Below are 13,131 nucleotides of genomic sequence, written 5' to 3' on the forward strand. Positions count from 1 at the left end.
TTCATCTAAAAAACATTGATGAATACGCCCTTAAAAAATGTCAGAAAGGCGAATTGTAATATTTAACCAACATGTGAAAAATAAACTTCTGATAGACTTGATGTTGATCTTTTGATCATTTTTTTCTTTTAATAAATCATAAAGAACTTAGGTCTTTCGTACAATTATGCGATTAAAATATATAACACTTTGTTTACTGGGTTTGAGTATTACTGGGTGTGCTCAACATGTCATAAAAACCAATTCAACGGATCAGTCTCTCGGGCAACAAGCCACTCAAGGCTTAAACGCAATGTTTGAAAATGCCAGTTATGACATGAAAGGGCAATTTTCAATTCAAACAGATCTTCAGTTCGATGAAAAAAAGCCTGAAACCAAGTCAAAACCTGCGATAAGCACACAGCCAGAGCTGGATCCAAAACTTAAAAAACAACTGGATCAGTTGATTAAAACCCAAAATATTCCATTTAGCCAAAAAGAAAAGAAACAGCTCTATCAAGCCATTGCCAATGAGTCGATCCCACCATCAGCGCGCTATAGCGATGAAGAGGATGGCGTTTCTCCGCAATCCAAAATTGCACAATCACTGCTGAATGTGTTGAATGATTTACAGTTTAGCTATAGCGGTTCAGTACATTTTAGAGAAAAACTTGCTGCCTTAACCTTGCAATTGAGTTATCAAAAACCGACCTTGCAGGTGAATGCACAGTTGCCGATGATCATTGATTTTAATCAACATAAATTTTATACCAACTACTTTGCGTTCATGCCGTTTATGGTGAATCGCGAAAGCCAAAGCAGCTTGGCTTATGTGGATTTTTCAAAACATAAAGAGACGATTGCTCAGTACGATTTGAAAAAATTTGCTGACTATTTAAAACAAATGAATGCTTTGCCCTATGTCTTGGCAGAGCCGAATCAAGTGCAAAATATTGCTTTAACACGTGATGAAAAAAATGCAGGGCTGACTAAAAAAATCCGCTATGTGGGTGATCTCGATGCGCTATACACCCAGCTTGAACTTTTTGATTTTGTGAACGCCAACTATTACACCACGCAAATCAAAGGTCAGCGCAATAGTGACGCTGAGCAAGATGAATCTGTGGACGCTGCTGCGCATCTCAGTGCTTCCGAAGAGGCGATGGCTGCGGCTGAAGCGGCGGGAGGGACTGCAGTAGCGGCAGCAGCTGAGGATGAAGACTATGATGCGGCTTATGCATCTGTAGAACGTGTGAATGAGCTGCTCAATGCGAAAATGCATGGCCTGATGTATCACCAACACGAAACGCAAGAAGAACAAACGTCTTCTGCCGCTGAATCTGCTGAATACGCGATCGATACTGCAAGTGCATATGCGGAGGCGACCGCGGGTGATGATGAAGAAGCCTATAGTACAGATACTGAAGTAATCGAAGCTAATGCGGCTTCTGAGGAAGATGATGAAACAGCGAACTTATCTGAGGAAGTCTGTCAGGCCTTGATAAACACCAAACAGGTGCCGATTGGTAAAATCACATTGTGTCAGGATTATCAAGATGTTCGGGTGATACCACTGCAAGAAGATTCTGTACCATCGGCCTCTGCTGCGGACGCATCCAATACAGATTCTGAGATTGCGGACGCTGTTGAGCAGTTAAAACCAGTATTCCAGCAATATCAAAGTGAACAACTTGTCGATGTAAAACAATTCCAGCAATTATGGCAAAAGCATCAAGCTGAAATTGCGCAGGTGCTGAATGCACAGGATAAAGCATCTTCGAATGTCGTGATGGATGTAGGCTTAGATCACAAAGGCCGCGTCCAAGTAATGGACTATCAATTGGCCTTTAATGAGCCACGTCTTGGTCAATTAAAGCTGAAAAGTAGCAACCAAATCTTGAATTATGGCAATGCGACTAAAATTGATCGTCAAGCCATGAAACAGGCAAAATCCATTGAGGAAGTCAGTAAAGATTCACTCTTTGAAAATATGTTGAAAGGCCTGCTTGCACCAATCACGGGAAATGATCCTCTGCTTGTTGAAGCAGAAACTGCATCGGTCGATGATGTCCGTGCTGCAAATGAAGAAATCGAACTTCCTGAATATCTAAGTATTGTAGCTTTGCAAAGTTATAAGCGCCATCAATCTGAAGTGAAAGCCTATCAAGCGGCATTTGTCGTGGCATTTGCTAATTATCGCGCTCAGTATGTGCGTTATTACTCAGCCAATGATTTGAATGAAATTGCAGAAGTTTATGCATATCGATTTGTTGATGGCTTAAAAGAACCAACAGGCAATGCGCTGAAGCGTTTAAATCAATTACGTGATAAGCATGCTTTGCATCGCTATCAAGACTTTGATGACTTAGGTTCTTCGGTCAATCATTATGTACAGTCGGGGATTGGTGAGTACAAAGCTCAGGTTGAGTGGAAACAATTGCAAAAAACCTATAAGACTGATCAGGCGATTTTTGCACATTTATATCAACAAAACTTTTTAGCCAGTTATGAACTGGAAGGAACTGAAAAAGCACATTTGGTGAAAGCATCAAAAATCTATGCGCAAGCCTTTGCTGATGATATCAAAGGAAAATTATCAGAAGCGTCATTACAAGGCCTAACAGCAGAACACGAAGAGTTGTTCAGCCAATCGGCTTATTATGAAACCTATAAGGCCATTCAAAAACACAAGAACTAAGTTGGATAAAAAAAGAACCTCAATCGAGGTTCTTTTTTTAGGTGTTTCGACTGCTCTGAAAGTAAATTGAGCAAATCATTTTGAATTATAGAAAGTCTTTTAGATCAGGTTTGACGCCATTCCAAATGGAAAAAGATTCGATCGCTTGACCAACCAACATGCCAAAACCTTCTGAGGTTGGAACATGGCGTGCTTTGGCTTGATCCAAAAATGTCGACGGTTTGCCATAGGCCATTTCATAGGCGTGGGTGAATTGTAAAGCTTCAGGCAAAATTAGCGGATCACCCGTTAAACTGGCCGATGTTGCGTTAATCACCAGATCAAATTGACCTGCTAAGTCGGCGAGGGCAATGGCTACAAGTTCGGCATTGGGGACAGCAGTTTTTAAGTCAGCGACCAATTGTTCAGCACGCGCTAAAGTACGGTTGGCAATGACGATTTTTTTGGCCCCAGCTTGTACCAGCGGATAAATCACGCCACGTGTTGCACCACCTGCACCAATGATCAATATATCGCTCTGTTCTAAATTCCAATCTAAGGCATGAATGGCATTCACCAAGCCTTGACCATCAGTATTATCACCGTGTAATTGACCATCTTGCATCCAAAGTGTATTGACCGCACCTGCAATTTTGGCACGTTCAGTAAGGACGGCACATTGTGCATAGGCTTGTTCTTTAAACGGAACAGTGACATTCATACCGATGCCACCTTCGGCAAAGAAGGATTCGACACTGTGCTGAAAACCATCGAGTGGCGCAAGTCGTTTGCTGTACTGAATGTCGAGGCCTGTTTTTTCAGCGAAGGCATGATGAAGTTCAGGTGAGCGTGATTGTTCAATCGGGTTGCCAATCACGGCAAATTGTTTGCTCATTGCACAGCGTCCATGTAGATGTGAAAGAGCAGACAATATACGCCAAAACCGAGGATGGCTAAAGTTCGGGCAGTCTTAAAATCGTGAAATAAAGGCGGAAAATTAAGGATTACAAATATCTAGGACGCTTTGAATCAAGATGCTCGCTGCACTGATGACTAAACCAATCAAGGCAACCACCATGAAGCCAATAGCCAAATTATCATTCAAAGACGTTTCGGAAAAAATATTGGTACTGATAGCGCTAATCAGCACAACAGCAAAGCTCCAAAACACCAATGCAGTAAGACTGACTGCTTTTTTATTGAGTGTTTGATGTGTCATGTGCGTTGTACTCCGTACAAGAAAATTACAGCCATAAGTTTATTGACACATTGTGCAATGACATAGCTTAAAGCTGTTTAAAAGATGTGTCATTGTTGAGCAATCTGATTACAAAGTAAATGCTTAAAAAATTTATTTATGCATCAAGATATTACATACAAATGAATACTCTAATCATCAGGCAATAAAAAGCCCCTGACGGACAGGGGGTGAATACATGTTTATCAGTTTATTTCAGCGTATTAAGCCAATCTTGCGGTTTTAAATAAAAGTCGGTGAGCTTTTTCTCGGCAGAATGTTCTTCCCATTCAGGACGATACGACCAGCCCGCCAAAGGTGGCATACTCACTAAAATCGACTCAATACGTCCACCAGTTTGCAAGCCAAATAAGGTGCCGCGGTCATAGACAAGGTTATATTCAACGTAACGACCACGACGGTATAGTTGGAAGTCTCGTTGTGCTTCGGTATAGGCTTTGTCTTGGTTTCTTTGGAAGATCGGTAAAATCGCCTCTAAATAACCATTACCCACGGCCTGCATATATTTGAAACAGGTTTCAAAGTCCCATTGGTTGAGATCATCAAAGAATAAACCACCCACACCACGTTGTTCATCACGGTGTTTGAGATAGAAATAGTCATCACACCATTTCTTATGTTCATCATAGAGTGTATCGCTAAATGGGGCACAAAGATCATGGGCAGTTTGATGCCAAGATAAGACATCTTCATCATTTGGATAAAATGGAGTGAGGTCAAAACCACCGCCAAACCACCAAATCGGATCTTGGCCTTCTTTTTCGGCAACAAATAAACGCACATTGGCATGTGAGGTCGGGACGTTGGGGTTTTTCGGGTGAATCACCAGTGACACGCCCATGGCTTGCGCTTTTGCACCTGCAATAGCGGGATGGCGTTCAGTCGCTGAGGCTGGTAATTTTGAAATGTTGATGTGCGAGAACATCACACCACCTTTTTCAATCACCGTTCCATTTTGTAGAACACGTGAGCGACCACCACCACCTTCAGGGCGCTCCCAGTCATCGATAGCAAAGTCGGCACTTCCGCCACCAGCACGTTCTTGCTGTTCCAATGCGGCACAAATTCGTGCCTGTAAATCGCGAAGGAATTCATCTACACGTTGAATATCGGCTGAAGTTGGATTCTGCATGGTGACCTTTATTAAAATAATTTAAAGATAAGTGTCATCAAAGCATAAATTACGTGAAAACTTAAGGCATTTTTCCCGATACTCAGCATCGGATCTTTGCTTTAAATCTAGATATCTAGTGATTAAACCAAAAGATCATGCAAAGTTAGCAGCAATTGCTCCGGCTGAAATTGGGGCTATTCCGACAAATTTGCTAGGTTGAATTCACTTCTGAAGCTCAGCACAATAATCATCAGGTAGATTTAAATTGAATCTCATTGATTGAAATGGTGCATCGATGTCTCAGCAGGCGAGTTCTTTAATTCAAAAATATAATGTACCGGGTCCACGCTATACCAGTTATCCAACCGTGCCGTATTGGGAGGAAGCTGAGTTTTCATTGCAACAGTGGAAACAGGGCTTGAAGCGATCATTTGATGAGACTAATCACAGCGAAGGCATCAGTCTGTACATCCATCTGCCATTTTGTGAAAGCTTATGTACGTTTTGTGGCTGCCATAAAAAAGTCACGAAAAAACATGAGATGGAGCTGCCTTATATTCAGGCTGTGCTGAAAGAATGGAACTTATATTGTCAGCTCTTGGTCGATCGGCCAATAATTAAAGAAATTCATTTGGGCGGGGGAACACCTACTTTCTTTTCTCCTGAGCATCTCACCCAGTTGATTCAAGGCATTCTAGCGCAGGCGGATATTGCCGATACCCATGAATTTAGCTTTGAAGGCCATCCGAACAATACCACACGTGAGCATTTACAAGCCTTGTACGATGTTGGATTTCGGCGCGTGAGCTATGGAGTGCAGGATTATAATGAAAAGGTGCAAAAAGCCATCCACCGTATTCAACCCTTTGCACATGTTGAACAAGTAACACAGTGGGCACGTGATATTGGCTATACCTCTATTTCGCATGACTTGGTTTTTGGTCTGCCATTTCAGGATTTAAACGATGTGTTGCATACCATTGAACAGACCAATCGTTTGATGCCAGATCGTCTAGCCTTTTATAGCTATGCACATGTGCCGTGGATTAAGGGCAATGGTCAGCGTGGGTTTAAAGATGCCGATGTCCCGAAAGATGATTTAAAGCGTCAATGCTATGAAGAAGGTAAAAAACAGCTACTAGCGCAGGGCTATCATGAAATTGGGATGGATCATTTTGCATTAACCCAAGATCCAATGTATCAAGCTTTTCAGCAGGGCAGTTTGCACCGTAATTTTATGGGCTATACCGCATCGAAAACCCAAGTAATGATTGGACTCGGCTTATCCTCGATCAGTGATAGTTGGTACAGCTTTGCGCAAAATGAAAAGAAAATTGAAGACTATTATGCACGTTTAGAAGCGAATGAAATTCCAGTCTATCGGGGGCATGTGCTGACAAATGAGGACTTAATCATCCGTAAGCATATTCTCAATTTGATGTGTACCTTCCAAACTTCTTGGGCAGGTCCAGAAATGCAATTTCCTGAGCTTGATGAAGTATTAGCGCAATTGGCTGAAATGCAAGAAGATGGCTTGCTCGAAATTTTTGATCAGTACATTCAGGTGAGTGATGCAGGCAAGCCTTTTGTTCGCAATATCTGCATGGCGTTTGATTTACGATTAAAACGTCGTGTTCCTGAAAATCGTATTTTTTCGATGACGATTTGAATTTTCCCTAACTCCTCTTTAATAAAGAGGGGGAAGCCTCCCTTTTGTAAAGAGAGGTTTGGAGGGATTAATTTATGGAGAATTTAAAGGATTTTTAAAAATCATCCTTTTGATACATATGCGACATACGATCATGTTTGGTTTTTAAATATTGTTCGTTGAATGGATTTAGACCCACAGTCAGCGGAACACGATCAACGACATTCACGCCTTGTTCTTGTAGCGCTTCAATTTTTAACGGGTTATTGGTAATGAGACGCACTGCAGTAATGTTGAGATGATTCAATATGATAGGACACATATCATAACGACGTGCATCGGCAGGAAGATCCAATAATAAATTGGCATCCACTGTGTCATGACCTTGGTCTTGTAGGGCATAGGCACGGATTTTATTGGTTAAACCAATACCGCGACCTTCTTGGCGTAAATATAAAATCACCCCTTGACCCGCTTCATTAATTAATTTTTGGGTGGCTTGAAGTTGTGGGCCGCAGTCACATTTGAGTGAAGCAAAGGCATCACCAGTCAGGCATTCGGAGTGGATACGTACTAAAACAGGTTCAGTGGGAGCTTGTTCTAGTCCTTTAGAGAGTGCGACATGTTCTTCACCGGTTTCAGGATCCTGAAAAACCGTAATATTGAATTCACCAAAAGCGGTCGGTAATCTTGACGTTGCGACAAATTCTATAGGCACTGCTTAACCCGTTTATTCGATTATAAATTGGCTAAAGTATAGCGTAATGCTTGGACATTGGTAGAATTGCAACGACGAATTTATGCAGAACATTTTCTTTTTTGTATAAAGCGAACGATAATAGTTGATAAATAGGAAGATTATTCAGGATAATCTGACTCATTCAAAATCTCCCCAACGAGATCATTGCTAAAAATTACATCGCTACAAGTTTGGCTGATTGTAAGGTGATACAATTCGACGATATGATCGAGTTACCCATTTAGACCGAGCTTAGGAATTTGCCAGGCTTTAGAAGGCTTTGCCACATTATGCTGTATAAAGAAATACCATTTCAACGCCCTGTAACACCGTTGCTGGATACGATTAACCATCCTCAACAACTTCGTTTACTCGAGCGCAGCCAATTAGAGCAAGTGGCGGATGAGTTACGTCAATTTATTTTGTATGCGGCCGGACAAAGTGGTGGGCATTTTGGTGCCAATCTTGGGGTGATCGAATTAACCGTGGCATTACATTATTGTTTTGAAACGCCACGTGATCGTCTGATTTGGGATGTGGGTCATCAAGCCTATCCGCATAAAGCCTTAACTGGTCGTCGTGAACAATTAGTGACGATTCGTGCCAAAGATGGTTTGGCTGCGTTTCCTGCCCGTGAAGAATCTGAATTTGACACCTTTGGTGTAGGCCATTCATCAACAGCGATTTCTGCTGGTCTTGGGATGTCATTGGCACGTCGCTTCAAGCAAGATCCCTGTCATGTGGTTGCAATCGTGGGTGATGGCGCGATGACAGCGGGCATGGCTTTTGAAGCCATGAACGATGCGGTGGCACACAATGCTGACCTCATGGTGGTATTGAACGACAACGATATGTCGATCTCATGCAGTACTGGTGGTTTTGCTAAGCATTTGGCTGCGATTTGGGAAAGTGGTCAATCGGTGAATATTTCTGAAAATGGCGAAGCCTATATTCAACCTCATCCTGAATGGGCGTATAACTCACGCCTACATTGTGCTGCGACCGATGCTGCAGACAACCTATTTAAAGCCATTGGCTTTGACTACTTTGGTCCTTTTGATGGGCACGATGTTGAACAATTGACACATGTGTTTGAAGCCTTAAAAAAACGCAGAGGCCCACGTTTAGTGCATGTCTATACCAAAAAAGGTAAAGGCTTTGCACCTGCCGAAGCAGATCAAATCAAATACCATGCCATCAGTAAAGTGAATGCACCTGCTGCAGTGGCAACTGCACCGAAATATTCAGATGTTTTTGGTCAGTGGTTATGTGATGAAGCTGCACAGGATGATCGTTTATTGGCGATTACTCCTGCGATGTGTGAAGGCTCAGGCATGGTGCAATTTGCCAAGCAGTTCCCTGAGCGTTTCTTTGATGTTGCCATTGCAGAACAACATGCGGTGACTTTGGCTGCGGGTATGGCCTGTGAAGGGGTAAAACCGGTTGTTGCAATCTATTCAACCTTCTTACAACGTGGTTATGACCAGCTGATTCATGACGTCGCTTTGCAAAATCTTGATGTGACATTTGGTATCGACCGTGCAGGTTTGGTTGGTGAAGATGGTCCAACGCATGCCGGTGCATATGATTATGCCTTTATGCGTACCGTGCCAAACATGGTGATCATGGCGCCGAAAGACGAAAATGAATGTCGTCAAATGTTGCATACGGCTTATTTGTATAAAGGCCCAGCGGCGGTACGTTACCCACGTGGTAATGGACTGGGTGTTGAGATTCAGCAAGAGATGATTGAGCTTGAAATTGGCCGTGGTGAAATTGTTGCAAACTTCAATGATCAGCAAGATGACACCATTTCTATACTGGCTTTTGGTAGTCGTGTTCAAGCGGCACTAGAGGCAGGGCAGGCTTTAGCGACAAAGCTAGATGTGGCTGTACGTGTGATTAATATGCGCTTCGTGAAGCCATTAGATACACAGTTGATCGATCAAATCGCAGCAAGTACGCAACTATTTGTGACAGTTGAAGAGCATGCAGTCATGGCGGGTGCGGGCAGTGCAGTAAATGAATATTTAGCCCAAGCAGGCGTGGTTAAGCCTGTGCTGAATTTAGGTTTGGCTGACGAGTTCATGCATCAAGCAACACATGCTCAAATGTTGCATCAGGCTGGACTGGATGCTGAAGGCATTGGCGCTTCAGTGACACAGAGCTGGCTAAAACATAAGCAAACAGTGGTTTGTTGAATTTCTAATTTTTAGAAACATTTTTTCCCTAAAAGCCCTTATATTTGATAAGATATAAGGGCTTTTATGCATTATTCTTTATCAGTATCTTCAAATTTGTAGTGGGTGTTCAATGGAACCTATGGTGGTTATGGCTGCGCGTGCGGCTCAATTAGTTGGTCAAGAGCTTTTAAAAGCGCATCAAAATCGTCATAAACTCGATCTACAAGTCGAAGAAAAAGGAATTGATGGTCCAGTAACGCGTGTAGACCGTTATTTGGAACAATTGACTATCGATACCCTACGTAAAAGCTATAAAAATCACAGTTTCCTAGGCGAAGAGTTTGGTCTTCAAGAAGGCAAAGGTCACGACGCTGATTGGTGTTGGATCATCGACCCACTTGATGGCACATTAAACTTTGTCAATGGTGTTCCACATTTCTGTATCTCTATTGCAGTTCAACATAAAGGTGTAACTCAACACGGTGTTATTTATGACCCTGTGAAAGATGAGTTGTTCTCTGCAAGCCGTGGTCGCGGTGCGATGATGAACCAACGCCGTATTCGTGTAAATGTAAAAGACAGCTTAGAAAACACTTTCCTTTCAGTGGGTCATGCGTATCGTAAAATTCGTAATGGCGAAGTGGTTTCTTATGCGAAAAACCATTTCAACTCATTGTTAAATGTGACTGAAGCCGGTGCTCAATACCGTCGTTCAGGTTCTGCTGCTCTTGATCTAGCATATGTTGCTGCCGGTCGTTTCGATGGTTATTTCGAACTTGGTTTGAAACCTTGGGACATCGCTGCAGGCGAACTTATTGTGAAAGAAGCGGGTGGTACTGTGGTTGATGCTCGTGGTGGTAACGACTCAATGGACAATGGTCAAGTACTTGCATGTTCTATGAAAATGCTTAAACCGCTTATGCAAGCTGTAGTTCCAGCTTGGGGCGAAGCTGCTAAATAATAGAACGCTTAGTTCGAGTTTATTGACAGAATAATGAAATAAAGCCCTCTTTATGAGGGCTTTATTTTTGTCTAATCGGTCAAAAATAATGGCTTAAACACCTATAACTTAAAGCTTCTTACAAAAAATATTCTGAAGTTGACTAAAACAGGTGACATTTAAAAACTTTCTGCTATAATCCCCGCACGCACTAAATTTCGTTCATTACCTGAACATTCTCTTCTATCATTGTGTATGCGCGTTCCGGTCCAAAGAGAGGACGATATTTCGCGCCCCACCCAATCGCTAAGCGATTCCTTCAGGTTGCGGCTGTAATCATGTGTGCGTTATACGCATCGTCGTTCTCGGATCGCCGCTGATTCTATATTTTCAGCGTCTTTTGCTGTGCCGCTTTTTGCCGATGTCCATCTGAATTTATATTTTTAATGGAGCACCCACTTTTGGGGTGAAATACTCTATGAGCAAAACTTTTGCTGATTTTCCTTTACATGAATCTTTACAACTAGCATTACAAGGTCTAGGTTTTACAACTCCGACTCCAGTGCAAGAACAATCAATTCCAGCTGCATTGGATGGTAAAGACCTTCTTGTATCAAGCCAAACAGGTTCTGGTAAAACTGCTGCATTCTTACTCCCAACTGTGAATGCATTAGCTGGTCAAGACACATTGATGTCTTTCAAAGATCGCATGAAAGCGGTTACTGCACCTTCTATTCTTGTACTTTGTCCTACTCGTGAATTGGCTCAACAGGTAAGCCAAGACGCAATTGCTTTAGTACGCCACATGAAAGGTGTTCGTATTGCTGCAATCATGGGTGGTATGCCTTTCGGTAAACAAATCCAACAGCTTAAAGGTGCACAAGTTGTCGTAGCGACTCCAGGTCGTTTACTTGACCTTGTTAACCGTCGTCAAATTAAATTAGACAACGTTGATGCGTTAATCGTTGACGAAGCTGACCGTATGCTTGACTTAGGTTTCTCTGAAGACCTAGAAGCGATCAGCGACTTGGCTGCTAACCGTAAACAAACATTAATGTTCTCTGCAACATTTGCGCCGCGTATCATTACACTTGCAGAACGCATGATGAATGATCCACAGCGTATTGCGATTGAAACTGGTCACTCTACAAATACTGATATTACTCAGACACTTCACTGGACTGACGGTTTCGAACACAAGAAAAAACTTCTTACTCACTGGTTATCTGATGAGTCTGTAGATCAAGCGGTTGTATTCGCATCTACTCAAGAAGATACAGATATGTTGGCTGAAGAACTTGCTGAAGCAGGTCACTCTGTTGTAGCACTTCACGGTGCTATGCCACAAACTGTGCGTAACCGTCGTTTACGTAGCATTCGTGAAGGCCGTGCAAAAATCTTAGTTGCGACTGACGTTGCTGCACGTGGTCTAGACGTACCAACAATTTCTCACGTAATTAACTTCGGTCTTCCAATGAAGAACGAAGACTATGTACACCGTATCGGTCGTACAGGTCGTGCGGGTCGTACTGGTAACGCGATTACTTTAGCGACTTACCGTGAACGCGGTAAAATCCGTGCTTTAGAAGACTTCTTAGATGCACGTTTAAATGTATCTGAAATTGAAGGTCTTGAGCCATCTCCACCTCCTGCACGCGGTAGCCGTGATGGCGGTCGTGGTCGTCGTGATGGCGGTCGAGGTGGTCGAGGTGGTTTCGGTGGCGGTCGCCGTTTTGAAGGTGAATCAAACTTCAAACGTCGTGAAGGCGGTGATGATCGTCCACGTCGTAGCTATGATGATAAACCTCGTGGTGAGCGTCCATCATTTGGTGGCGAAGATCGTCCACGTCGCGAATACAACAATGATCGTCCACGTCGTGAAGGCGGTTTCGAAGATCGTCCACGTCGCGAATTTAACAACGATCGTCCGCGTCGTGAAGGCGGTTTCGAAGATCGTCCACGTCGCGAATTTAACAACGATCGTCCACGTCGTGAAGGCGGTTTTGAAGATCGTCCACGTCGCGAATTTAACAGCGATCGTCCACGTCGTGAAGGTGGTTTTGACCGTCGTTCTAACGATGACAACCGTGGTAACCGTGTAGATTACAAACCAGCTCGTGAAGGTTATGGCGATCGTCCAAAACGTTCATTTGGTGAAGATCGTCCACGTCGTGAATTCAACGGTGACCGTCCTCAACGTTCATTTGGTGAAGATCGTCCAAAACGTTTCGGCGATGACCGTCCAAAACGTTTCGGCGATGACCGTCCAAAACGTTTCGGTGATGATAAACCACGTGGCGAACGCACTTTCGGTGAAGATCGTCCACGTCGTAAATTCAATGACTAATTGAATTTCGAAAGAAATATCGAAAAAACCGGTGGAAACACCGGTTTTTTTTATGGATTTAAATTAGCTTTTTAATCAGAAAAATGTATACTTGATCAAACTTTATGTGTTTAATGATAATTAATATGAACGGAAACGCGTTGGCAAATATGCGTACAGTGATGATCGAGGTACTTATGCCTTATATCGGTTTGACACTCTTATTGTGTAATATCGTTTACTATATATACAATTATTTTAACTAAA

General features: G+C 42.7%; 9 protein-coding genes. 5 read left to right on the plus strand and 4 right to left on the minus strand.

What is annotated here, in order from left to right:
* Nucleotides 1-166 precede the first annotated feature (166 nt).
* Nucleotides 167-2,677, plus strand: coding sequence for a hypothetical protein (locus FTV03_RS00430; protein WP_180039451.1), 2,511 nt, complete (start codon nucleotides 167-169; stop codon nucleotides 2,675-2,677).
* Nucleotides 2,678-2,762: 85 nt separating this feature from the next.
* Here the strand turns inward: FTV03_RS00430 and aroE are convergent, their stop codons facing one another.
* The 3 genes from aroE to hemF form a co-directional block, all read right to left on the minus strand.
* Nucleotides 2,763-3,551 (minus strand): shikimate dehydrogenase, encoded by a 789-nt coding sequence (gene aroE, locus FTV03_RS00435; RefSeq protein ID WP_180039452.1) that lies wholly within the window; start codon nucleotides 3,549-3,551, stop codon nucleotides 2,763-2,765.
* A gap of 102 nt (nucleotides 3,552-3,653) precedes the next feature.
* Nucleotides 3,654-3,875, minus strand: a complete 222-nt coding sequence (locus tag FTV03_RS00440; protein WP_078189308.1) for a hypothetical protein — start codon at nucleotides 3,873-3,875, stop codon at nucleotides 3,654-3,656.
* 229 nt (nucleotides 3,876-4,104) lie between these two features.
* Nucleotides 4,105-5,046 carry an oxygen-dependent coproporphyrinogen oxidase gene (hemF, locus tag FTV03_RS00445; protein WP_180039454.1) on the minus strand — a complete coding sequence of 314 codons (942 nt, stop codon included), beginning with the start codon at nucleotides 5,044-5,046 and terminating at the stop codon, nucleotides 4,105-4,107.
* 277 nt (nucleotides 5,047-5,323) lie between these two features.
* Between hemF and hemN the strand changes: the two genes are divergently transcribed.
* Nucleotides 5,324-6,697: an oxygen-independent coproporphyrinogen III oxidase gene (hemN, locus tag FTV03_RS00450; protein WP_180039456.1), complete on the plus strand. Its 1,374-nt coding sequence runs from the start codon at nucleotides 5,324-5,326 to the stop codon at nucleotides 6,695-6,697.
* 94 nt (nucleotides 6,698-6,791) lie between these two features.
* On the opposite strand, the gene ribA is transcribed toward hemN, so the two are convergent.
* Nucleotides 6,792-7,394, minus strand: a complete 603-nt coding sequence (ribA, locus tag FTV03_RS00455; RefSeq protein ID WP_180026067.1) for a GTP cyclohydrolase II — start codon at nucleotides 7,392-7,394, stop codon at nucleotides 6,792-6,794.
* Between the two features lie 311 nt (nucleotides 7,395-7,705).
* Here ribA and dxs point away from each other — a divergent pair, with 311 nt between their 5' ends.
* The 3 genes from dxs (at nucleotide 7,706) to FTV03_RS00470 (ending at nucleotide 12,885) form a co-directional block, all read left to right on the plus strand.
* Entirely contained in the window at nucleotides 7,706-9,616 is a 1,911-nt protein-coding gene (gene dxs / locus FTV03_RS00460) for a 1-deoxy-D-xylulose-5-phosphate synthase (protein WP_180039458.1), read from the plus strand.
* Nucleotides 9,617-9,728: 112 nt separating this feature from the next.
* Nucleotides 9,729-10,559 (plus strand): inositol monophosphatase family protein, encoded by an 831-nt coding sequence (locus FTV03_RS00465; protein ID WP_078189303.1) that lies wholly within the window; start codon nucleotides 9,729-9,731, stop codon nucleotides 10,557-10,559.
* 457 nt (nucleotides 10,560-11,016) lie between these two features.
* Complete coding sequence (locus tag FTV03_RS00470) at nucleotides 11,017-12,885, plus strand: DEAD/DEAH box helicase (protein ID WP_180039460.1); 1,869 nt, start codon at nucleotides 11,017-11,019, stop codon at nucleotides 12,883-12,885.
* The last annotated feature ends 246 nt before the right edge of the window (nucleotides 12,886-13,131 follow it).

This window comes from Acinetobacter sp. YH12218, from assembly GCF_013417925.1.
Taxonomy (GTDB): Bacteria; Pseudomonadota; Gammaproteobacteria; order Pseudomonadales; family Moraxellaceae; genus Acinetobacter; species Acinetobacter amyesii.